At 46.2% G+C, this 22,487-nt stretch carries 18 protein-coding genes; 8 read left to right on the top strand and 10 right to left on the bottom strand.

Annotated elements, in window-relative coordinates; translation table 11 throughout:
* Window positions 1-32: 32 nt before the first annotated feature.
* Window positions 33-299 carry a hypothetical protein gene (locus EKG39_RS00690; RefSeq protein WP_126503274.1) on the bottom strand — a complete coding sequence of 89 codons (267 nt, stop codon included), beginning with the start codon at window positions 297-299 and terminating at the stop codon, window positions 33-35.
* Between the two features lie 168 nt (window positions 300-467).
* Between EKG39_RS00690 and EKG39_RS00685 the strand changes: the two genes are divergently transcribed.
* Window positions 468-2,513, top strand: a complete 2,046-nt coding sequence (locus tag EKG39_RS00685) for a DNA topoisomerase III (RefSeq protein ID WP_126504682.1) — start codon at window positions 468-470, stop codon at window positions 2,511-2,513.
* Window positions 2,514-2,522: 9 nt separating this feature from the next.
* On the opposite strand, the gene EKG39_RS00680 is transcribed toward EKG39_RS00685, so the two are convergent.
* On the bottom strand, window positions 2,523-2,723 hold the full coding sequence (locus EKG39_RS00680; protein ID WP_126503272.1) for a DUF4250 family protein: 201 nt from the start codon (window positions 2,721-2,723) through the stop codon (window positions 2,523-2,525).
* A gap of 690 nt (window positions 2,724-3,413) precedes the next feature.
* On the opposite strand from EKG39_RS00680, the gene EKG39_RS00675 reads away from it, so the two are divergent.
* The 3 genes from EKG39_RS00675 to EKG39_RS00665 all read left to right on the top strand — a co-directional run bounded on the left by EKG39_RS00675 (window position 3,414) and on the right by EKG39_RS00665 (window position 5,194).
* Entirely contained in the window at window positions 3,414-3,782 is a 369-nt protein-coding gene (locus tag EKG39_RS00675; RefSeq protein WP_148103044.1) for a hypothetical protein, read from the top strand.
* 114 nt (window positions 3,783-3,896) lie between these two features.
* Complete coding sequence (locus tag EKG39_RS00670; protein ID WP_126503268.1) at window positions 3,897-4,751, top strand: hypothetical protein; 855 nt, start codon at window positions 3,897-3,899, stop codon at window positions 4,749-4,751.
* A gap of 167 nt (window positions 4,752-4,918) precedes the next feature.
* Entirely contained in the window at window positions 4,919-5,194 is a 276-nt protein-coding gene (locus EKG39_RS00665; RefSeq protein ID WP_126503266.1) for a hypothetical protein, read from the top strand.
* A gap of 728 nt (window positions 5,195-5,922) precedes the next feature.
* Here the strand turns inward: EKG39_RS00665 and EKG39_RS00660 are convergent.
* A complete protein-coding gene (locus EKG39_RS00660) occupies window positions 5,923-7,212 on the bottom strand; it encodes an alpha/beta fold hydrolase (protein ID WP_126503264.1) in 1,290 nt (429 codons plus the stop codon).
* Window positions 7,213-7,478: 266 nt separating this feature from the next.
* Here EKG39_RS00660 and EKG39_RS00655 point away from each other — a divergent pair, with 266 nt between their 5' ends.
* The 3 genes from EKG39_RS00655 to EKG39_RS00645 all read left to right on the top strand — a co-directional run bounded on the left by EKG39_RS00655 (window position 7,479) and on the right by EKG39_RS00645 (window position 10,792).
* Window positions 7,479-8,123, top strand: coding sequence for an MBL fold metallo-hydrolase (locus EKG39_RS00655; protein WP_126503262.1), 645 nt, complete (start codon window positions 7,479-7,481; stop codon window positions 8,121-8,123).
* 391 nt (window positions 8,124-8,514) lie between these two features.
* Window positions 8,515-9,027 carry a DUF1097 domain-containing protein gene (locus EKG39_RS00650; RefSeq protein WP_126503260.1) on the top strand — a complete coding sequence of 171 codons (513 nt, stop codon included), beginning with the start codon at window positions 8,515-8,517 and terminating at the stop codon, window positions 9,025-9,027.
* Between the two features lie 316 nt (window positions 9,028-9,343).
* Entirely contained in the window at window positions 9,344-10,792 is a 1,449-nt protein-coding gene (locus tag EKG39_RS00645) for a methyl-accepting chemotaxis protein (RefSeq protein WP_126503258.1), read from the top strand.
* Window positions 10,793-10,990: 198 nt separating this feature from the next.
* Here the strand turns inward: EKG39_RS00645 and EKG39_RS00640 are convergent, their stop codons facing one another.
* On the bottom strand, window positions 10,991-13,009 hold the full coding sequence (locus tag EKG39_RS00640; RefSeq protein WP_126503256.1) for an NADPH-dependent 2,4-dienoyl-CoA reductase: 2,019 nt from the start codon (window positions 13,007-13,009) through the stop codon (window positions 10,991-10,993).
* Between the two features lie 108 nt (window positions 13,010-13,117).
* Here EKG39_RS00640 and EKG39_RS00635 point away from each other — a divergent pair, with 108 nt between their 5' ends.
* On the top strand, window positions 13,118-14,200 hold the full coding sequence (locus EKG39_RS00635) for an AraC family transcriptional regulator (RefSeq protein ID WP_126503254.1): 1,083 nt from the start codon (window positions 13,118-13,120) through the stop codon (window positions 14,198-14,200).
* A 38-nt stretch (window positions 14,201-14,238) separates the two neighbouring features.
* On the opposite strand, the gene EKG39_RS00630 is transcribed toward EKG39_RS00635, so the two are convergent.
* The 6 genes from EKG39_RS00630 to EKG39_RS00605 all read right to left on the bottom strand — a co-directional run bounded on the left by EKG39_RS00630 (window position 14,239) and on the right by EKG39_RS00605 (window position 22,315).
* Window positions 14,239-15,960, bottom strand: coding sequence for an AMP-binding protein (locus EKG39_RS00630; RefSeq protein WP_126503252.1), 1,722 nt, complete (start codon window positions 15,958-15,960; stop codon window positions 14,239-14,241).
* A gap of 386 nt (window positions 15,961-16,346) precedes the next feature.
* Entirely contained in the window at window positions 16,347-17,153 is an 807-nt protein-coding gene (gene xthA / locus EKG39_RS00625) for an exodeoxyribonuclease III (protein ID WP_126503250.1), read from the bottom strand.
* 36 nt (window positions 17,154-17,189) lie between these two features.
* On the bottom strand, window positions 17,190-17,489 hold the full coding sequence (locus EKG39_RS00620; RefSeq protein ID WP_126503248.1) for a YciI family protein: 300 nt from the start codon (window positions 17,487-17,489) through the stop codon (window positions 17,190-17,192).
* 58 nt (window positions 17,490-17,547) lie between these two features.
* On the bottom strand, window positions 17,548-18,099 hold the full coding sequence (locus tag EKG39_RS00615) for a septation protein A (protein WP_126503246.1): 552 nt from the start codon (window positions 18,097-18,099) through the stop codon (window positions 17,548-17,550).
* 128 nt (window positions 18,100-18,227) lie between these two features.
* The gene (locus EKG39_RS00610) at window positions 18,228-19,757 is read right to left on the bottom strand and encodes an ExeA family protein (RefSeq protein ID WP_126503245.1); all 1,530 of its coding nucleotides are present in this window, start codon (window positions 19,755-19,757) and stop codon (window positions 18,228-18,230) included.
* A gap of 485 nt (window positions 19,758-20,242) precedes the next feature.
* Complete coding sequence (locus EKG39_RS00605) at window positions 20,243-22,315, bottom strand: alpha/beta hydrolase family protein (protein ID WP_126503243.1); 2,073 nt, start codon at window positions 22,313-22,315, stop codon at window positions 20,243-20,245.
* Window positions 22,316-22,487 lie beyond the last annotated feature (172 nt).

Genomic DNA, 22,487 nt, shown 5'->3' with positions numbered 1-22,487 from the left:
GATGTCGGCCTGTTTAACTAGCAAGCTATTGGCTAAATTAGATGTACCAGCCAGACCAACATCCAGGCACTAAATAGCAAGGTTGCAGCACCTCTGTTAAGCCTGTGTTCCATATTAAGTCCGATTAAGCTGCTGATACAGGTGAGGGATATCTGCATAGAGATCAGTAGCATCAAGCCGAAGGTTTTATCTTGGGTAATAAACGGGGTGATAAGTAATGCCAGTGCCGTCACCATGAGAAAATGATACAGCAATATCTTGTCTAAACGACTGCCGGTTTGGTCTGTGGTAGCTAACATCTGTCTTCCTTAGCGGGTATTAATTGCAGAACCTTACACTTAAATGAGAATGGTTCTCAACTAAATTTACAAAGTGGTTAGTGGTGGCCGTAATAGAAAGATTGCAGCAAACAGGAGTTTAGGCTAAAGTTACTGGTAATTTATACAGTGTTTGGTGCCTCTCGTCAGATGATCCTCTATATTGCCGAAAAACCCTCCCTTGGCCGTGCCATTGCCGATGTACTGCCTAAGCCTCATAAGAAAGGTGATGGTCATATCATGGCCGCCAATGGTGATTGTGTCTCATGGTGTATTGGCCATTTGCTGGAACAAGCCGAACCCGATCATTACGACCCTCTGTTTAAGTCCTGGAAATTTGAACACTTGCCCATCATTCCGCAGCAATGGAAGATGAAACCTAAGACTAAGACCCGCTCGCAGCTCACGGTGCTCAGGGGCCTGGTGAAAAAAGCCTCGCAACTCGTTAACGCCGGCGATCCCGACAGAGAAGGACAACTACTGGTCGATGAAGTGATTGCTCACCTTGGGGTCAAAGGCGATAAGCTCAATAACACGCAGCGTCTGCTTATCAGCGATCTGAATCCGCAGGCGGTCAAACGTGCATTAGAACAGATGCGCAGTAATCGGGAGTTTATTCCCCTGTCGACTTCAGCCTTGGCTCGCTCCCGCGCCGACTGGCTCTATGGTATGAACATGACTCGCGCCTACACTCTTCAGGGGCGCAAGGTGGGTTATCAGGGCGTACTGTCGGTAGGAAGGGTGCAGACGCCGCTGCTTGGGCTGGTAGTCAGGCGTGATGAAGAGATCGCGAACTTTGTCTCTAAGCCCTTCTTTGAGGTGTTGGCCAATCTGGAAACAGAAAACAGGGAGGCGTTTAAGGCCAAATGGCAGCCCAGTGAGGCATGTCAGCCTTACATGGACGAAGAGGGAAGAGTGCTCTCGAAAGGCTTAGCACAAAACGTTGTTGGCCGTATTACGGATAAGAGTGCCGAAGTTACCCAAGTACTGGCAAAAGATAAGAAACAGAATGCGCCTCTGCCCTATAGCCTGTCATCACTACAGATCGATGCTGCCAAACGCTTTGGTATGAGCGCGAAAGAGGTGCTCGATACCTGTCAGACACTCTATGAACGGCATAAGTTGATCACCTACCCCAGATCAGACAGTCGCTATCTGCCTGTCGAGCAGTTTCAGCAAGCGCCTCGTGTCGTTGCTGCAGTAACTTCCGGTGCCGCGGAGTTGTTAGAGGGCATGACAGCCCCCGATACCAAGATAAAATCCAAGGCGTGGAATGATAAGAAGGTCGACGCTCACCACGCGATCATTCCAACCGAAAAAACGGCTAACCTGTCGCAACTGGGAGCCCGTGAAAGACAGATCTACCTGCAGGTTGCCCGTCAATATCTGGCGCAGTTTTACCCCCCATATCTCTATAGTGAAACTGAGGTGCATGTCTTGATTGAGGGCGGGAGCTTTAAGACCAAGGCGAAGCAGGAGAGGTCGCTGGGTTGGAAGCAACTGTTTGCTAGAAACAGTGACAAGCAAAAGTCGACTGGTTTTGGCAGTAACGATAGCAGTGGCGATGATGAAGACTCGAGTCAGGTTCTACCGCCCTTAATTAAAGGTCAGCAGCTTCACTCGGGTACAGGTGAACTTGTGGAGAAACACACCCAGGCCCCTAAACACTTTACCGATGCGACTCTGTTAAGTGCTATGACGGGGATCAGTCGCTATGTTACCGACCCTGAGATCCGAAAAATTCTTAAAGACACAGATGGTCTTGGGACAGAAGCGACCCGCGCGGGGATTATTGAGCTGTTGTTTAAAAGAAGTTTTCTGTCGAGACAGGGAAAGTCGATTCTCTCTACAGAAGTGGGCCAAGGTTTGATAAATAGCCTGCCTATGAGTGCGACCACGCCCGATATGACGGCGTTATGGGAGAGTAACTTAGACGCCATCAGTCGAAAGGAAGCTAAGTATTTAAGTTTCATGTCGCCACTCATCAGCTCTCTGTCTGAGCTCATTACCCAAGCCGGCTCGCAGTTGCCTTCGGCGCTACAAGGGGTAAAGGCGCCGGCTAACAGTTTTAAGAAGAAGCGCTACAGTAAGTCGCCAGGCAGTAGCCGCAAAAAGTCGACAACGGCTACGGCTACGGCTTCTCGTGGCACTGCGACAAAGAAGCGGGCGAGTTCCAAGCCTCAGGCTAAGGGCTAAGGGCTAAGCCTATTTTATCGAGCGATATTGGTTCGCCAGAATATCGTACTCAAAGCCCGAGTCGCTGAGCTTCTGTTCCAGTACGGTGCTGGGGATGTCGAGATCATAGAACAGAGACTGCCTGTCCCGACAGTTGAGTCTGAGATGTTCGTTGGCGATGCCGACGAGGATCTCCGCTGGCAGGTGTTCTAAATTCGGAATATTGATCATGCTGCATCTCCCCTAGGTAACTATTACATTTGTGGCCGACATATCACGCGCCTCTATCAGTTAACTATGAGATCAATTCGCTGATATTTCCATCATCTCATCGTGTGATAAGCAGATTTATAGTGAGAAGATGTTAGCCTTCGAATGAAGCCTGATTACATTTTTTTATTTGGCTTCTGGCTGAGTTGGTATTGAGTAGTTTGCTTGAAGGTCGTACCTTCATGGCTATTTATCACCTGCGGTGAGCTTATGTGCAGATACTTCAGCGAAACGCCGCAAGCACATCTGACCTCCATGGATGGAGGGAATGCCTAGTTTTGTATGGAACAAAATGGGCCCTGTAGGCTCGACGATGGTAAACAACCTCCCTGTTTAACTGCCAGTTCGATATCCCCAATCTCTCGCTCGGAGAGTTTCACCTTGTGAAACCTTGCCATGCCATCAACGTCCGCTGCCGCATCTGCTCTGGGTTATTTTCAAAAAAGTTCTCTCTTCGATTAGACTTTATCCGTTAAATATCAGCTTGTTGTGAGTTTTAGTAAAGTGTTGTGCAGATCTCATAATCCCCCACGTACCTTTTTACCGACAGTTGTGAGGGTTTATTCTTCACAAGATACAAATAATCCTTTTGCAGCAATGGGTTGTAGATGATAGCTTTACCTAACTGAACAAGCTGTTATGCAGGCTGACATGGAAATTGGCAATAAGAATGAGTTTTGCTTCGTTATTGGCGAGGCAAAAGATACAGATATACAGGTTGTAGATATATGGTTATCTGGAAGCCTAGTTACCTATTTCGATAATTCGGTTTATGTGCCTCAATTCCTTGAATCGCTTCGGCAGGAGCTATCGATACTGGAATCGGGAAGTATTCCTGCAGGTTACATTGCCTTAGCTCTTGGACCTACGACTGATGATGTTTCTGCGAGATTTAAGATCATTGGCCCTGATTTAGAAATTAGCTTCGAGTTAGGCGAAAGTCAGCCCAAAGTCACGCATGTAAGCTTATCCTCCACTATTGCTGCGTATCGAGAGTGCATTGGATTACTGGGGGAGTAGAAATGCATAACAAGCACATGTTGTCGCCGCTATCGCGGGTGGGACAACCTACACTATGTTTCGGTTGCCCCAAATGTGGGCGTTATAGCTATTTTTTGGCTCTGAAGGATAATAATGAAATATAAGAACATGTCTTTTGACTTATACAGGTATCAACTACTTCCGATTACTCAGGAAGTTCAGCCTGATATGTATAGAAGTATTTTGTCAGTTGAACAGCTAAAAGAGCAAAAGAACATTCTGTTCTATGAAGTTTTATCAAACTTTCCAAAACTTGTTAGTAAAGGAAACATTTTACATCAAAAAGTAGTTCTGAAAGATGGCGATTGGTTTGCTTTTAAACTTGGAGTTCAGCGCTCTATTGAGAGGGAAAATGAAAACTTCGACAAAGAACGAATTGAAAACTGGCCCCATGTGACCGTTATTTTGAATAACGCTCCAGATTGTCAGTTTATTGCTATATCGAAAAACCTAAAAGCCTTTTCTAGCTCTCGCATAGTAGCCAATATTATCACTAACTCACTCAAAGAGTATCTCAAAAGGTTACAACTTACGATGCACGTAAAAGAGCTCTTCGATGAAAAGGAGTTTTGGGACTTGGTCAGTAAGCATAGAGGTAAGATTACATCTGTTAAGTTTGAACTCATTTCTCCTAACATGGCGAATATATCCAAGTGCCTAAAGGTTGATTTAAAGCAAATCAACTTAGATACCAATTCTCATCGAACATGTTTAGAGCTCAATGCAGCAGATGATGCGGCTCTTGAAATTAGAGATGACAACGAAGTTATTGATGGTATCGTTGAGTATGCCTCTGAGGGGGGCGGGGATATATCATTAAAAATTAACGGGTTTAAGCGGTCCATTCATACTCAAAAAACCAACAGAACAGTGGAACTTGATGAATTGACAGTCGAAAACATAAACGCACAATCGCTAGAAACGTTATTAGGGTTTTTGAGGCCATGATCATTGATTACTTGAAAAGTTGCTCGCTATTCATTGTTTTGGGCGTTCTAACTCGCTTTTTGTGTAGCCTGATTGAGTCCGACTTTCTAGTGTCTTTTTTAACAAATAACTTAATCACGTTGTTGATTGCACTACTCGCAATCAACACGACAACTGGTAGTGTCGTAATGACGAAACTACGAGAGATTATTGAGCGTCACGGGGGCAACTTTTCGGCTACGCTAGGACAGCTTAAGCTCTCTATCATTGAACAACTTGTATTTATAGTCTTGGCAATTATTTTCTTGGTGCTGCTTGGAAGTAAGCCTGTTATTGCATCTAACCTATATGTAAAACCGTTGCTGGAATCTGGGTTGATCGCAGTCTTTATTGCTAGTCTTCATAACCTATATGACACGGCGAATTCTATATTTGTCATTCTGGGTTGGGAAGGCGAAGAATAGCTATAACAAAGGCATTAAGGTGACGCTGAACACTCGCCGGTTTTGGTTTGAAGTGTAATTGGTTTTGTAAGTAATGCGTTGGCGCACCTTATGCCAAGCGTTAACGCATACAATTTCAATAGCTTACCTAACCAAGAGCTCATGCATTAGAGCCTAAGAATTAACCCGTTTCTGTCCAAAAATCAGTTACAACAGAAGATTTGAAATCGAAGAGACCCCTTTCTCGAAACCAGACTCAGGTGTAAACGCGGCTGTGACCTTCGACATCAGGGATGATGTCGCAGAGCGTATAGGGACATATTCATAGCGTGTCACAGAAGTGTTTACACATCAGGTCGTTCTTTCACATCTGCCCCATAGGGATATGGGAAATGTCTTGAGATGTAGGGAACATCTCTGACCATGTGACCACGACATTGATATATCCATATATGGCACCTGCTGCAAGCAATTAGTACAAATAGGACTATGGTTTCCCCACGAGTAGGCCCAAGACCAAACCAGATTAATGAACCCAACCTAAAAAGGTATTTGAAACTTGTTACCTGACAAGTAAACATTTTTTCTGTAAGAGTCTTAAAGAGTCAAGCTTAATTCGAAGAGACGGGGAATCGGGTGCAGATGAGGCTGATGACGTTGATAGCATTCCCCACATCTAACTCATATAGATATGGGAAATGTCCGGTCTTTGAAGCCTATGTAATGGTTAAGACCTTAGATTCGATAAGCTATCGCAACTGTTCTCCACGATTGAGGGCGATTAGCCTGTCGAGAATATGCTCGCCATCCATGCGTATGCCGTTATGCTCGTACTCAGATGTGAGCCAATATTTTAGCTTACCTACATGTTTGGCCGTTTCCAGAGAGTAGTTCATCTCGACGAACATATCTTCGCTATAGATAGCGGCGGCGACAGGCACCGAGTTGTTAGCTAGTGTTTCGAGATCGTAGAGCTCGCTCCAATCTTCTTTGGTCGACAGAAGGTTTGCGGCATGCTTGAGCGGTTTGAGGTTAGTGAACTGCTCGAAAAACCAAGGGTAGACCATCTCTCCGGTAAACAGGAAAGGTTTATCGGCGCTGTAATTAAACTCATCATACTGCGCCCGAATTCGTTGAGCCGACCAGTTCGATGCCGACTGCTGGCAGTAGATGCTTTCGTGAAGCAGGGCGAAGATGGGGTTAGTGTTAAAGTCCAACAGTTGGCAGAAGTGAGCCAAAAACAGCGGATTGACCACAGTGCCCGCCTCGGTCTCTATCAGGGCTTGCTCGAGCAGATAATAGACAGATTCAGGCCCTTGTTCCATGCCGATATTGATCCCCAACAATTGTAACATCTCGACCGAGAGTCGCTCGCCGGTGGCAATTCGGACCTCATTGTTACTGATATGCTGTGCCAGTTGGCTCACCAGCTGCTGGGCATCGCTGAAACGTGTGAAAAAATCTTCGTTCTTGGCTAGTACCCGCTTGTACGTCGCCCGGTAGACCTCGTCGGCATGGCGTGTCAGTGAGGGGAGCCCACCAGTAATGTACGCCTCGCTCAGGCCCGATTGGGCATCGTTTAGGTATTTTAGTACGCAGAAGCCGCCGAAACTCTGGCCTAAGATGCTCCATTTTTCACCCGGGCAGAGTTTTTCACGAATCGCTTCTGCATCTCGAATGATATTGTCGGCCCTGAAATGCGTCAGATATTCGGCTTGCTGCTCCGAATTCAAATGGGCCAGGCTGATATGGTTTACAGGACTTGAAAGGCCGGTACCGCGTTGATCTAAGAGCAGCACTCTATACTCTTTAAGCGCTCGCTTTATCCAACCTCCATTTGCGGCAGGGCGCACCGCGCCAAAGCCGGGGCCCCCTTGAAAGAAGACGATAAATGGGAGGCATTTCCCTTGGTTTTCCGGGCTTGAAAGCTCTCTGGCGAATACCTGGATCTGTTTGTCACCAGGCTCAGCATAATCGAGAGGCAGTGTAAATGTATGCTTGATGGCGGTTAAGCCTGCGAAGGTTAAGTCTGGTTTCATGTAGGCCTTGAGCGTTGTTGTTATTAGTTTATTAGATGGGATTGTATACAAAAATGGGCTAAGAACAAATGTGAGTTTTTATGGCTGAGGTCATCTCAGTTCAAACTTTTGTGAAGAGTTATTAGAGAAATCGATGTAGTTGACGTAACCTTTACTTTTAGCCGATGCAATCTTAATACTTTAGCAAAACGAAATAACTATCTGAGCTAAACGAACTCCTTGGCAGAAGCGTAACCTCAATGATTAATAAGTGCAGGCATGAATCAATGAAGTATCAGATTATTCCCGTTACTCCGTACCAGCAAAATTGCAGCCTTATCTGGTGTAACAACACGATGAAAGCAGCGGTTATCGATCCCGGTGGCGATCTGGAACGTATCTTAGCCGAAGTGAAAAAGCTGGGCGTCACAGTCGAAAAAGTACTACTTACCCATGGACATATCGACCATGTAGGGGCCGCAAAGCGTCTTGCCGATCACCTGGGTATTTCGATCTTGGGCCCACACAAGGATGATAGCTTTCTACTCGAAACCCTACCGGATCAGAGCAGCGATTTTGGTTTCCCGGCCTGTGAGGTTCTTGTACCCGGTGAGTACCTTGAAGATGGTGCAAGTGTGACTGTAGGCGAGCAGGCATTAAAGGTCATTCATTGCCCTGGTCACACACCCGGTCACGTGGTTTTTTACTCTGAAACCGATAAGAGGGCGTGGGTTGGGGATGTACTGTTTCATGGTTCCGTTGGCCGAACAGACTTTCCTCGTTCGAGCCACCAGGATCTTATCGATTCGATCACGAAAAAGCTTTGGCCTTTAGGTCGAGAGGTTGAATTTGTGCCGGGTCATGGTCCAATTTCTACCTTTGGCAATGAAAGGGATCAAAATCCCTTCGTTGCGGATCAGCTTTTCTATTAAACAACTTAGCTGACGCAAGTGGTATACCGTTTGCTTTTAGCTCATTGCGTATTCGAGTGATATAGAGAAAAAGTCATAACTTATGTGTTGTGGCTTTTTTGTTGTTTTGTCTTGTTCTGGAATGTGTTTACCCCTTTCACAGGTAATAGATATTTTTCCTGTCGCGATTAAACAGCGATAACTTAACCGGGCTGAATGTATTAAATCACTAACCAATAGCCATTTATAGTTGTGCATTTGTTGGTACTTTTACTACATAAAAAATTATTTTTAAATAAATAGCAGGTTTTTTAACCACAAATTCCAAAAATATGGCCTAGATCCTATTTTTGTTAACGAAAAGGGAGTAATTTAACTAAAAATAATATTCCAATGTAATGAGGGGTCATACATGGAAAATCGTTGGCAAGTTGCCATATCGGCAGGATTACTTGCAGCCGTCTGGTGTGGTGTAGCAGACACATTTCATCTGGTTACCTGGATTGGCTTTTTAGGTTGCAGTACCTATTTCGCACAACCTAAGGCTAACTTCCAAGGGGTAGTCGTTACCTGGTGTACCAATCTGTCAGGTGTATTCTGGGCTTGGTTGATCATCACTGGTAGTGGTTATTTTGATACACCTTTAATGGGGTATCTGTTTACCGGCATTGCAACTTCTGCGATGTGTCTACAAGCAAGTTATCAAAAACTCTCTTTTATTCCCGGGGCATTTATCGGTTGTTGTACAACCTTTGCCATGGGCGCCGATCTGGCGAATATCCTGCCCGCGTTAATTCTTGGTGCATTATTAGGTTACAGCATGACATTGCTAACCTCACAACTCATCACTATCAAACTGAAATGGCTTGAGATTAGAGATACAAGCTCTGCCGCGACAACCAGTTCTGGTACAACGACAGAATAATTTTGTATTGGTATTATACTTAATACCAATCGACATTAGAAAGTGATCCATTCGGAGAGCATCTGGCTGTTTAATTCAAGGCGAAAGAGGGAAGAGATAGTGTTCCCTCTCAAGCAAATTAAACGCTGAAGCTGGCTGCCGGAAAAAACTCCTGAAAGGCGAGCCTTAGTGCTAACCTCATCACTTGATGATCACCTCTATATGCCGACTGGTTTAACAACTGAAATATCTAAAATAGACTGTTAATGTCGATCTGGGTAACTGCAGAGGATCTTTGCTCTTATCTTCTCTTAAGATAATCGCGTTGGTAATGAATATGAAACAGATTGAATTTAGAAAAATTGATGCGCTGATGATCAAGCTCAGCCTGAACGGCAAGTTTTTTGTGCTTTGTTTATTAGTCGCCCTAATTACCACAAGCATAGCCTTGGTTAATTTAAATTATGCTAAGCAAAATGCTGCAGACAGCTCTCAGGCAAGAGCACAGGCAATGGTCGATAGCTTTGCTAAAGTGGCGGCGAGTCAAAACCTGAGTGGCAATGATTTGAGTACATTCGCTGACCGACAAGGCTTGCGCCTCGGTGGTCAGATGAAGGCTTCTCGTCAAGGTGAACAGGTGACGGTGGCTGCGCCGGTGGGAGGACAATCTCTTCAATTAAGCATCAATGTGAAGAAGTGGGAAGAGCAGGCTCTATCGGATGCGAGCATGATGCTGTGGGTTGCTCTGATAGGGTTACTACCGCTTTTCCAGCTAAGCTATTGGACCTCGACCTCACTCGGTGGCGGTTTATGGGATATGTATATCGCCATAAAACGTCTGGCTGACGGCGATCTGTCCCAGCGTCTCAATTTTTTTGGTGTCGATGACTTCAGTATGATCGCCAAAGAGATAGACCGCAGCGCCGATAATATGAGTGAGATGGTAACGGCGATAGGAAATAACGCAGGCACTCTTGCTCAGGCGGCCGATGAGTTTAATCAGCAAGCCAAACAGAGCGATGAGTTGATTGGTTTCCAGCATCAGTTCCTCGATACGGTCGCAGTGGCTATGGATCAGATGACAGCCGCTATCGAAGAGGTGTCGCGTAATGCGGCCAATACTTCAGACCAAACAAAAGATAACTCCAATCAGGCGGAAGTGAGTAAGAAACAGATCTCCGAGGCCGTTGCGCGTATTTCAACCTTAGTGAATAAGATTGATTCTGCATCAGAGTCGGTTTCACAGCTCTCTCAAAATGCATCTGAGATTGGCGCTGTAGTAACAACCATTAATGGGATATCTGAACAGACCAACTTGCTTGCGCTCAATGCGGCGATTGAGGCTGCCAGAGCCGGTGAACAGGGCAGAGGGTTTGCCGTGGTTGCCGATGAGGTAAGAACCTTAGCGGGACGTACTCAGCAGGCCACCGTAGAAATTCAATCTATGATTGAAGGATTGCAGAGCGGCTCATCGACGTTATCGACGGTTACCCATGAAATTGTTGAACAGGCCGATCAGGGTCGTAATGCGATAGTCTCTGTCGGTGAAGATGTGGACTCTATGGCCAACTCCACCAATGATGTGTTCGATATGAGCTCTCAGATAGCGGCATCGGCGGAAGAGCAGAGTGTTTCTGCCAGAGATATTGCAACTCAGCTTAATGATATTCGTGAACAATCGGATACGATTAAGCAAACAGCTCAGCGTTCAGTCGCCTTGGCCTCCGAGCTTAGCCAATCTTCTGTAGAGTTAGAGTCTATCCTGGGACAATACAGGTTAGCTTAATCGGCCTGTTTGTTAACTAGTCTAGCGAGTACAAACGCCTATTTCATCCTATGACCTCCAAGGACGGAGTAAATGTCATTTGATGCTTGAAGCATCTTTGACCCATGGGAAATTGGCATAAATGTTCCAGACATAAAAAGCCCCTTGTTTCTTGTGAACAAGGGGCTTTTTATTTTGAATGACAGTGATTAGCCCGTATTAAAGTGCCGCGGCAACCTCTGTACCTTGTTTAATGGCGCGTTTGGCATCAAGCTCAGATGCGATATCGGCGCCGCCTATCAGGGTCACCTCGATGTTTTCGGCGATTAAGCGTGAGTGCAGTGCTCTGTGCGAGTCTTGTCCGGCGCAGATAACGATATTATCTACCGCTAAAATCTGAGTCTCACCATCGACAGTGATATGCAGTCCTTGCTCATCAATTTTGTCGTAGTGGGCACCCTTGATCATTTTCACCCCTTTATTTTTCAATACGGTACGATGGATCCAGCCTGTGCTTTTACCTAAACCATCGCCAACTTTTGTCTTTTTACGTTGGATCAGGAATATCTCACGGGGGGAGGGCTCACCTTGAGGCTGTATCAGACCACCCGGCGTTGAAACCGTAAGGTCGACTCCCCACTCTTTCATGTAGCTTTCTTTATTCAGGCTCGACGATTGCCCCTGATGGGACAGGTACTCACCCACATCGAAACCTATGCCGCCGGCCCCGATAATGGCGACTCGTTTTCCTACTTTTCTTTTATACTTCAATACGTCTAAGTAGGTCATCACTCTGGGGTCGTCGATTCCGGGGATATCCAGTTGACGAGGAGTGATCCCGGTTGCGAGAATCACTTCATCGAAACCGGTTAAGTTTTCCGGCTCAGCCTTTGTATTGAGCTTAAGGTTAACGCCGGTAAGTGTTATCTGTTTTTGGAAATATCTTAGTGTTTCACTGAACTCCTCTTTCCCCGGTACCTGCTTGGCGATGTTGAATTGTCCCCCGATTTTATCATCGGCTTCGAAGAGGGTGACGCTATGACCACGTCTGGCGGCGGTGGTTGCCGCTGCGAGTCCGGCTGGCCCCGCACCCACCACGGCGATAGTTTTGAGCTCTGTGGCGGGTTCGATGATCAATTTCGTTTCATGACAGGCTTGGGGGTTAACCAGGCAGGAGACCAATTTCATCTGGAAGATATGATCTAAACAAGCCTGATTACAACCGATACAGGTATTGATTTCATCGGCCCTGTCCGCCCCGGCTTTTAGCATAAAATCGGGATCGGCCAACATAGGGCGAGCCATCGAGATAATATCGGCATTACCTTGCGCCAAAATATCTTCAGCGACTTCGGGGGTGTTGATCCTGTTGGTGGTACATAAAGGGATCGTCACCTCCTTCTTCATCCGCTTGGTTATCTCGGCAAAGGCGCCGCGGGGGACGCTGGTTGCAATTGTCGGAACTCTGGCCTCATGCCAGCCTATGCCTGTGTTAATGATGGTGGCACCGACCGCTTCTATCCCTTTGGCCAGCTCAACGACTTCCTGCCATGTACTGCCATCCTCCACCAGATCCAGCATGGAGAGACGATAGATGATGATAAACTCCTTGCCGACGGCCTCTCGGGTTCTTCGTACTATCTCCAATGCCAAACGAATACGATTTTGATAACTGCCGCCCCAACGATCGGTTCTGTGATTGGTACGCTTACAGATAAACTGGTTAATGAAGTATCCTTCTGAGCCCATTATCTCGACGCCATCATAACCGGCAACCTGAGCGTTCAGCGCACAGGTGACGAAGTCCTGGATCTGTTTCTCAATTCCGGCTTCATCGAGCTCCTTTGGTACAAATGGATTTATCGGTGCCTGTATGGGTGAGCAGCTGACTAACTGAGGCTGATAGGCGTAGCGGCCGGTATGCAATATCTGCAGGCAGATCACCCCATCTTCTTTGTGTACGGCCTCGGTGATTAACCTGTGTTTGTTGATATCTTCATCGGTGGCGATCATGGCCGCATTCGGCATGCCACCACCTTCGACGTTAGGTGCAAACCCTCCCGTGACTATCATGCCTATCCCGCCAGCTGCACGTCTGGCGTAGTAGGCGGCCATGCGTTCAAAGCCGCCCGGTGCCTCCTCTAAATTGGTGTGCATCGAGCCCATCAAACCACGGTTTTTGATTGTTCTAAAGCCTAAGTCTAATGGCTCCATTAAATGGGGATAGGGTTTGCTCATCGTGTAATACCTGATAATTATTGTTTGGTTAAAGATAGAGCGAATGATAGGATTGGCCAATGACCAAGTGTTACAAATTGATGATTGTAATTTGCATAGGGCTATCCAATGAAGTTAGGTGATATTTCTGTTTCATATATTGAAATTGTGATTAAGGCGATGGAACACCTGGATATTGATGTCGGTGATATCCTGGCTAAATACTCCATCAATCAGGCCGCACTCTCTTCACCAGATGCCAGAGTGACCATTCCAAAATTTATGCGTATCGGTCATGACTGCATTACTAAAAGCTGCGCTCCCTGGTTTGGATTGGTGATGGGGGAGGTGACGACGCCGACGAATTTAGGTATTGCAGGTCTGCTCGCATTGTCGGCGCAAAACCTGAAGCAAGCTTGTGAACAAATTAGCACCTATGAGTTGCTCAACAAGTATAACTCCAGAGGGCAATCTCAGTTCTATGTCAGTCACTCTTTCGGTATGGAGCAGGGGAGGAGCCGGGAGCTGTGCCGCGATTACGGCGTCGAAGATGGTCAGGGCGTGTTAATGTTTTACTCCATCAACCCCTATAATGAATACAATCATTTTGTCGTCGACTCGGTCTTATCGGGGTGGCATAGCGTCATTAAAGCGCTTTGTGGTCGGGAAGATGCGGTTGCTAAGGTCTGTTTTGAGTTCCCGGCGCCAGCTTATGCGGATAAATATGCCGAATATTTCAATTGCGAAGTCCTCTTCGAACAAGCTGATAATTTTCTGGTGTTAAATGCACAGGCCTTGAGTTGGCCCTGCTTGAATCGCAGTGGGCCGACATTTGAGTTGTTAAGACGAGGAGCCGATGAAGATCTTGAGAAGGCTCGCTTAGGCTTGAGTTTTCATGAGAAGGTCAGCCGCGCTATCGGGCCCTTGCTTGACGGCACTACACCGACTCTGGAGCAGGTATCCGGGCAGCTTAATATGGCCCCGTGGACGGTGAGGCGTAAGTTGGTCGATGAAGGGGGAAGTTTTCAAAAGACACTCAATGAGACCCGCCGAGATCTGTCTATCTCCTATGTGCGCGACACCGCACTGACGTTAGGCGAGATAGCCTACCTGTTGGGGTTTGGCTCTCCCACCGCTTTTCAACGTGCATTTAAACGCTGGACCGGAGAAGCGCCGGGAGGGTTCAGATCACGACATACATCGAAAGATTAACCGAGACTCATTCGATGTATGTCTTATAGTTTGATGAGTTAAGCCGTCATCTTAACCGGCTCGGTCTCATCCTTTAGTTTTCTGCGTAATATCTTACCTACGGGGGACATAGGTAGTTCAGTCCTGAATTCATAAAGGCGTGGGATTTTATAAGCTGTCAGTTTGTCCTGGCAGAAGTCCTTGATCTCATCGCCGTTCAGGCTGGCGTTATTGTTTGTCACAACATAGAGTTTGACGATTTCGCCACGTTTAGGATCCGGAACACCTATAGCTGCACAATTGATCACATCCGGATGGGTGGCCACAACGGCCTCAATTTCATTTGGAAAGACATTAAATCCCGAGACAATGATCATATCTTTAACGCGGTCGACAATACTCACATAACCATCATCATCTATGATGGCAATATCTCCGGTGAGTAACCATTCACCGTCTTCGGTGAATGACTCTCTCGTTGCCTTAGGACGATTCCAGTAGCCCTTCATTACCTGAGGCCCCTTAATACAGAGCTCACCTCGTTCTCCTATTGCAACTTCTTCACCGATAGCATTAATGCATTTCAGCGCTGTTCCCTGCAGGGCCTGACCTACAGTCCCTTGTCGTTCCAGGCCGTTAATCGGGTTCATACATACAGCAGGAGAACACTCGGTTAAGCCATAAGCCTCTGAAATACCGACCCCGGTGATCGCTTTCCATCTGTTGGCTGTATCGTCGATCAGTGCCGTTCCGCCCGATAGGGTAAAAATCAGTTCACTGAAATCCAACTCTTTAAAGTTCGGACTCTCCATCAGGGATACAAAAAGGGTGTTGAGCCCCATAAGTCCGGTGATCTTAAATGGCTTCATCGCCTTGATAAAGGTCTCAGTGTCTCTGGGATTGGCGATCAGTACGCTATGTTCACCTAAGCGGAAGAACGCCATCATATGTACGGTAAATGAGTAAATATGGTAGAGCGGCAGGGGGGCGACCATGATCGACTGTTTATTATCTTCTATAAGAGGGTTACCTTGTTCATCGGTTTGACCCACTACAGAGCCTGCTTGCAGCATGTTGGCAATGATGTTGGCATTGGTGAGCTCGGCGCTCTTTGCAACGCCTGTGGTCCCGCCGGTGTATTGTAAGACGATGGTGTCATCCGGGTTTGCAAGGTGAGCCGGAGTAAAGCCTTTACCCTTACACAGTTTGAGTGCTTTTCTGAAAGAGATGGCTTCAGGCAGATGATATTTGGGGACCATCTTCTTGATATGTTTGACGGTCGAGTTGATTAACACTCGTTTCACGCCGGGTAGCATATCGGCAAGGCTGGCAACCATGACCAGCTCCAGATTCGTCTGTTCTTGAATATTTTCCACCGATTTTGCAAAAATATCCATACAGAGCAGAGCCTTTGCCCCCGAGTCGTTAAACTGGTGGATCATCTCCCGCTCGGTATATAGGGGGTTGGTATTGACGATTCTGAGGCCAGCTCTGAGCGCACCGTATACGGCAATAGGGTATTGCAAGGTGTTGAGCATCTGAATAGCGATGGCATCACCCGGGATTAATGAGGTATGGTTTTGCAGATAATGAGCAAAAGCGGCGCTGTATGCGTCAATCTCTTGAAAGGTTAATGTATGGCCTAAGCTGGTAAATGCCGGCCTGTCAGCATATTTTATAAATGCTTCCTCGATGGCCTGAACTGCCGAGCTGTATTCATTGAAATTAATTTCATCTTTAATTCCTGAAGCGCGCTTACCATCCCAAAAAGATGCTTCCATATTTCCCTCTCAGCTCTTCATCAGCTTGTTATTCTTGACTCAACGAACACGCTTGCTTGTGATGTTCGTCTCGAAAATCTATTTTTATATGATGACTATCACTTAAATTGAAAGTGATGAGAAGTGATGAGAAGTGACTCAAGATAACAAATTAGTACCCCAAACAAACGGGCGTTTTAATCAAGTGACTGAATGCTACTGTTTCTGCGGGAAACCCAATATTTGGTGATGATTAGGGGTGTTGGTTAACCAGCTGCTTTTAAGTGAGTTGATTGATATTTGAGGGAATAAGATTAAGGCTGGATGTATAAAAGAGAGGGGCTATAGCCAGTGATTGAAACTGGCTATAAACCCCCACAGATGTTTCATTCGGTATGAAAATATTCTTACTTGAACGTGCTCCAGATCGGGGCATGGTCGGAAGGCTTTTCTATGCCTCTAAGCTCGTAATCTACATCGGACTCGACCAGACGTTCTGCCAGTGACTTAGTTGCTAATACGACGTCGATTCGTAGTCCACGGTTGTCAACGAAGCCTTTGCTGCGATAATCAAACCAGGAGTAGCGTTCGCTGCGATCCGGGTGAAGTTCACGGAAGGTGTCTACCAGACCCCAGTCCATCAATGTCTTCAGCCATTCACGCTCTTCGGGTTGAAAACTGCACTTGCCGGTTTTTAGCCAGCGTTTGGCATTGGGCGCTCCGATGCCGATATCGAGATCCACCGGTGAGATGTTGATGTCACCTATGACGGCGATATCTTCATCCGGGGTGTGGTGTTCGTTAAGATACACCATCAGATCTTTATAGAACTTGCGTTTTGCCGGGTACTTAGTCTCATGGCTGACATTATCGCCTTGAGGGAAGTAGCCATTTAATACCGTCAACGGTCGACCATTTTCCTGGGTGAATGTCCCCATGATCATGCGGCGTTGCGCCTCATCATCGTCGGTTGGAAACCCTTTTTGTACTTTTACAGGCTCAAGTTTAGATAACATGGCGACACCGTAATGGGCCTTGCCGCCATGATAGTGCACCTTGTAACCCATAGCTTCGACATCTTCTACCGGGAATACGTCGTCATGGGCCTTAGTTTCCTGCAAGCCGATCACATCAGGCTGGTGGCTATCAATCAGCGCCTGTAGTTGGTGTAACCTGGCGCGAATACCATTGATATTAAAAGAGATGATTTTCATCAATCAAAGTTCCTGATATCTATTCCTAAACTCACCTTACGGCAATACACGTTTAAATGGCTTAACGATAACCTTCTCATACACGCCAGCCGCAATATAGGGGTCCTGATCGGCCCATGTCTGAGCATCTTCGAGTGATGCAAAATCGGCGACGACTAAAGAACCGGTAAAGCCAGCTTCCCCCGGATTTTCATTATCGACAGCTGGGTGAGGCCCGGCGACTAAAAGGCGTCCTTCATCGGCAAGCAGTTGCAAACGAGCCAAATGCTCAGGTCGCGCGCTTAAACGCTTTTCTAAACTGTTCTCAACATCTTGAGAGGAGATCATATACCACATGGTTATCGTTCCTTTTATCTGTTCCGGCGCGAAATTATTGATGTTAAGGGGCTTACCCTTACTTATTATTTAACTCTTTCTTATGTTCTTCAGGCATATTTTTATAGAGGTAAATCACGGTAATAACCGTATTGACTAAGGTAAGAGCCGTTAAGCCGAAGACCTTAAAGTTGACCCAAACCTCTTGTGGCAGACTAAATGCCACATAGATATTAACCAGGGCACAAGCAACAAAGAAAGATACCCAGTACCAGGTGACATGAGCCCAAATTCTGTCTTCAACCACTAACTCTTTGCCAAGCATACTCTTGAGAATTGGCTTGTTGATCAGTTGACTGACGGCAAGGGCAATGGCGAATAGGGCATAGACGACGGTGACTTTCCACTTGATAAATGCATCATCATGAAAGACAAGGGTGAGGGTACCGAAAACTGTCACCATAACGAAGGTGATGAGGTGCATCTTCTCTATTTTTTTGTAAAGCAGGTAGGTCACTATCAACTGCAGGGCAGTGGCGGCAATTAATGCACCGCTGGCAGCATAGATATCGAATAACTTATAGACGGCAAAGAAAATCACTAACGGCAGAAAATCGAGCAGTTGTTTCATAGGAGTTTTAATAAATTAAGTATTCAAAAAGTGAGGCCGAGTGTAACACGCAAGCCCGGTTTGATAAACGTCATTGCTCAGTTGCCAGTGCGGCCACGTATCAGCGATGAAACATAGGTGGGATATGCCTAGTTCTGAGAGGCTACAAGTGCTTGCCAGCTCTTCGGGAGGGGTTTTATCCAGGTATCGATTTGGCATCTGTCCGTCATTAACTGTTTCGTCTGTTTAGCCTGCTTTAAGCTTAGGTGTTGCGAGGTGAGGTAATAGGTTTCATTGTGATGTCTGATGAGTAAATTAATGTTTTCACATCGAAACCTGCTTAAGTCATCGGGGCGGGTGCGCCCGGCGTAGATCTGCAGTACATACCAGTTCTGTTCATCTTGGACCAGAGGCACGTTCGATTGATTGCTGTCGATGTTTGATAAAGCTTTAGCACCAGCACCAATTTCAGGGGATAGCTCTATAAGAGCGTGCTCAGTTTCAGGTTCGGTGAACGGCGTTTCTTCCAGCTCGGAGAGCCCATCGCCACCGTTAATCGTGTCGCCATTATTGTCCTCGACAGAACCTGGTGCTTTATCAGATAACGCTTGGGGAGTCAGGGAGTTATGCGCTGCTATGGAGTCTTGTTGTTTCCGCTCTGAGTGAACATCTCTATCCAATGCCAAGGGTTGCGGGGGATTTTGTTTCGCCATCACAGCGGTTTGTGTCATAACCTTTTTTTCTACTCTGTCAGTTGGCTTGTTTGGAACGCTATAGGTTAATGTCAGCGTAAGGGTCAATAACACCGCGATGGTTGAGGCCGCCATAGCGGTAAGCGTAATGAAAAGTGAGCGGTCATCGCGTGGCTTTATTTTTATTGCAGGGGTTTGACTGACGGCAGTAGAGATAATATTTGAATCTATGGTGGTTTTTGATTGAGCATGGCCAATCATCAAAGCTTGCTCACAGAGCTGGTTAATCAAAGAGGGCCGCCCTCCACTGTATCTATGTACTGCCTTCAAGGCTGCAGGAGCAAACAGCGGGTCGTGATGGCCAGCCACCCTTAGATGATGCTCGATATACGCACAGGTCTCTGATTGGGAAAGCGAAGGGATGTGATACCTGGCGGTGATCCTTTGTGAAACTTGTCTAAGATCATCTTGTTTCAACATCTGAATTAACTCGGGTCTACCAACCAAAATCAACTGGAGTAATTTTTTTGTGTCAGTCTCTAAGTTTGTCAGTAGCCTGAGTTGTTCCAGTACTGAGGTGCTGAGATGTTGTGCTTCGTCTATGATAAGCAAGGTGCTACGGCCTTGAGCATCATTATTGAGCAAAAATTGGCAGATAAGGTCGGTAAAGCACTTGACGCTGGATGCATCTCTATATGGAATATTCAGCTTATTACATATAGTTGCGAGTAACTCTAGTTCGGTAATTGAAGGGTTAGTTATCAAGGCTGCGTCGTGTGTCGTCGACACTTTATTGAGAAAAGCGTTTACCACGCTTGTTTTGCCGGCACCCTCCACACCGGTTAACAGTACGAATCCGCCGGTTTCATTTAAACCGTAATTCAAGCAGGTCAGGGCCTCTCTGTGATGCTCACTGAGAAACAGGTTTTTCGAAGAAACGTTGTTCGAAAAAGGATTATCATTGAGTCGGTAAAACGCTTGAAACATAAGAGTCCTCAACGTCTTTTTATATAGGTAAAGAGTCTTCAACGTCCGTTGTAAATGTAGAGCCTTCAGCGTCTTTTTATAAAGGTAGAGAGCCTTCAGCGTCTTTTTTAAAGGTAGAGAGCCCTCAGCGCAAGTTGTTAATGTAGAGTCATCAACGTCTTTTTATAAAGGTAGAGAGTCATCAACGTCTTTTACAAAGGTAAACAGCTCTCAGCGCCAGTTGTTAATGTAGAGCCCTCAGCGTCAGTTATGAATATCGGTAGCCTTCAACGTCCGTTGTAAAGGTAAAGTCTTTTATAAATTTAAGGGGTTATCAAGCTCTTTTTAGACGTTAAAAGCATAAGCGGCATTTTGAGTTTTAGCAAGTGAAGGGCAGATAAGGGGAAAGGTCAAAGCCTTGAATTGAATGCTATTGGTTTAAAATAAAAAGGCCTGAAAGCGGCAAAACTATCAGGCCTTAACAACATTGTGACTCTCTAGCGGTATTACTCTGCGTCAGCCTTGGTGATCTGCTCTAATCTGGCTTCATGATCAAGCTTGTAGTCAGGCATCTCTTTACCATCATTTTTCAGGTAGTGATCCATCCAGCGCATCAGTCGCAGGTTGTAATCATACTGAGCGGCGACTTTCTTGTTACCGTGACCTTCACCCGGGTAATAAACCAGACGTACATCTTTCCCCTGAACTTTCATGTAACGGTACAGCTCCATAGATTGAGCCGGATGAACGCGGGGATCATCTTTACCATGCATGATAAGCAGTGGTGTTTCTGATTGACCCGCCCAGTAGATAGGACTGCGCTCAAGGTACCACTGCCACTTGTCCCAAGGATATGAACGGGCATGTACTAAGTGCATCTCGTTAGAGATATCTGTAGTACCAAACTTTGAAAGCTGATTTGTCACACCTACAAACATCACACTTGCGGCGAAATGCTTGGTCAGTTTTGTTGCTGCCCATGCCGAAGCATAACCGCCGTAAGAGCCGCCGGTAATACCCACTTTCTTGCTATCGACTAAGCCCATTTCGACTAAGTGCTCTTTAAAGTCCACTAAATCATCGAACTCTTTACCCGCATAATCGTTTTGTCCAAGTTTAGAATAGTCGACTCCTTTACCTGTACTGCCGCGATAGTTGGGATAGAAGACGGCATAGCCTTGAGCGGCCGCCATCTGACCCGGACGCGAGTAGTTGGTGACCCAACCATCTTTGTCATGGCTCTCTGGACCGCCGTGTACCGACATGATAAGAGGGTAACGTTGGCCTTCCTTGTGATCCAATGGGTAGATCAATACACCACCGATATCTACACCATCACGCGCCTTGAACTCAATAGACTCTTGTTTTGCAAAACGCTTATCGCCTAACCAGGCATTTGAGTGGGTAAGACGAGTCTGCTTATGTTTATTGCCACGCAGCATAAACACTTCGTTTGGATGCTCGGCAGTATTGCCCTTTAAGACAACCGTTGCATCGGAATCTGAGATACTCAGTTTGCCGGCGATGAATTTACCGCCCTTAACTACCTCTTTGTATTTTGTTTTACCGGGCTTGATGGTGGTGACTACCGACTGAGTATCTACATTCGCGATTAAATACAGCGTGTTTTCATCGTTAGCCCACTCAAAATCGGCTACATGGCCCTTGAACTCTGGCAACCAATCGGTCACTTCACCGGTTTTAACATTGCCCATAAACAGACGTCCCGTTGCCGGGTCGTGCTTATCTTCGGCGCCATGAATGGCGATATATTTACCGTCATGGGAAAACTCGGCTGCGCCTAACTTTCCTTCGGTAATAAAGGTCGTTACGGTTTTTTGAGTGGCGATATCGACTATCTGCCACTTAGATTTCATGTACTTATCGTCGATCAGAGCCGTTGGTTGAGTCTTGATTAACAGCGTTTCTCCCTTAGGAGACCAATGCATGTCCGAGACATAATCTTCTATCTCCCATGCCTTTGGTTTTAGCGGCTTGTCGGTAATGGCGAGGTCGACAACAAACAGTTGTTTGTTTTTTAAGTTTTCCTCGTAGATCTCAGCCTTAAAACCCAGCTCCTTAAGTTTCTTCTCAGACTTCTCTTTGGCTGGCATGGCCAAAAGAGCGATCTGCTTATTATTTTCACTCAGAGAGAAGTGTCCGATATCGGTACCATCGAGCGCCATGGTCTTAAGGGCCTGGCCGCCATTGAATGGGATCTGATATAGGTTGACGAATTCATCATCACCCATCTTGGCAAGAAAATAGATCAAAGTACCGTCGTTTGACCATTGGATCTGTTTGATATTCACTTCGCCAGTGATGTAAGGACGCTCAACGCCTTTATCGTCGACAATATATAGCTCGCCCCAATTCAAGCCATCTTTGTCCTGATAAAGTTTTCTCGGCACCGAACGGGTAAATGCTACGCTGTCACCGTCAGGGCTGACTTGTACCTGAGCCACCTGTTGCAAGGTTGCCAACTCTTCAGCCGTTATAGCTTCGCTTGCTGAAGCCGAAAAGCTCAGCAGGCCGACGGCAATAGCTAAAGCATGTTTGGCATGTTTTATCTTGTTCATTTAAATAATGACTCCAGTTATCTTTATTTTTAATGTGGTCATCTTGATCTGGTCGGGGATTATAGGGGCAATCGATACAAAACAAAAACAAATCTCATACAAAGATAGCGAATCTTGGTAATGAAAAATTTGTTATGGGTAAGGGAGTGCTGCACTAATAGCAATCGGTGCA

Source organism: Shewanella atlantica (assembly GCF_003966265.1).
Classification (GTDB): Bacteria; Pseudomonadota; Gammaproteobacteria; order Enterobacterales; family Shewanellaceae; genus Shewanella; species Shewanella atlantica.
This window is presented reverse-complemented; position numbering and strand designations above follow the sequence as displayed.

Bases quoted from the DNA above. Each gene is read 5' to 3' on its own strand.
- EKG39_RS00690 (WP_126503274.1), bottom strand. From the start codon at position 299: ATGTTAGCTACCACAGACCAAACCGGCAGTCGTTTAGACAAGATATTG.
- EKG39_RS00685 (WP_126504682.1), top strand. From the start codon at position 468: ATGATCCTCTATATTGCCGAAAAACCCTCCCTTGGCCGTGCCATTGCC.
- EKG39_RS00680 (WP_126503272.1), bottom strand. From the start codon at position 2,723: ATGATCAATATTCCGAATTTAGAACACCTGCCAGCGGAGATCCTCGTC.
- EKG39_RS00675 (WP_148103044.1), top strand. From the start codon at position 3,414: ATGGAAATTGGCAATAAGAATGAGTTTTGCTTCGTTATTGGCGAGGCA.
- EKG39_RS00670 (WP_126503268.1), top strand. From the start codon at position 3,897: ATGAAATATAAGAACATGTCTTTTGACTTATACAGGTATCAACTACTT.
- EKG39_RS00665 (WP_126503266.1), top strand. From the start codon at position 4,919: ATGACGAAACTACGAGAGATTATTGAGCGTCACGGGGGCAACTTTTCG.
- EKG39_RS00660 (WP_126503264.1), bottom strand. From the start codon at position 7,212: ATGAAACCAGACTTAACCTTCGCAGGCTTAACCGCCATCAAGCATACA.
- EKG39_RS00655 (WP_126503262.1), top strand. From the start codon at position 7,479: ATGAAGTATCAGATTATTCCCGTTACTCCGTACCAGCAAAATTGCAGC.
- EKG39_RS00650 (WP_126503260.1), top strand. From the start codon at position 8,515: ATGGAAAATCGTTGGCAAGTTGCCATATCGGCAGGATTACTTGCAGCC.
- EKG39_RS00645 (WP_126503258.1), top strand. From the start codon at position 9,344: ATGAAACAGATTGAATTTAGAAAAATTGATGCGCTGATGATCAAGCTC.
- EKG39_RS00640 (WP_126503256.1), bottom strand. From the start codon at position 13,009: ATGAGCAAACCCTATCCCCATTTAATGGAGCCATTAGACTTAGGCTTT.
- EKG39_RS00635 (WP_126503254.1), top strand. From the start codon at position 13,118: ATGAAGTTAGGTGATATTTCTGTTTCATATATTGAAATTGTGATTAAG.
- EKG39_RS00630 (WP_126503252.1), bottom strand. From the start codon at position 15,960: ATGGAAGCATCTTTTTGGGATGGTAAGCGCGCTTCAGGAATTAAAGAT.
- xthA (WP_126503250.1), bottom strand. From the start codon at position 17,153: ATGAAAATCATCTCTTTTAATATCAATGGTATTCGCGCCAGGTTACAC.
- EKG39_RS00620 (WP_126503248.1), bottom strand. From the start codon at position 17,489: ATGTGGTATATGATCTCCTCTCAAGATGTTGAGAACAGTTTAGAAAAG.
- EKG39_RS00615 (WP_126503246.1), bottom strand. From the start codon at position 18,099: ATGAAACAACTGCTCGATTTTCTGCCGTTAGTGATTTTCTTTGCCGTC.
- EKG39_RS00610 (WP_126503245.1), bottom strand. From the start codon at position 19,757: ATGTTTCAAGCGTTTTACCGACTCAATGATAATCCTTTTTCGAACAAC.
- EKG39_RS00605 (WP_126503243.1), bottom strand. From the start codon at position 22,315: ATGAACAAGATAAAACATGCCAAACATGCTTTAGCTATTGCCGTCGGC.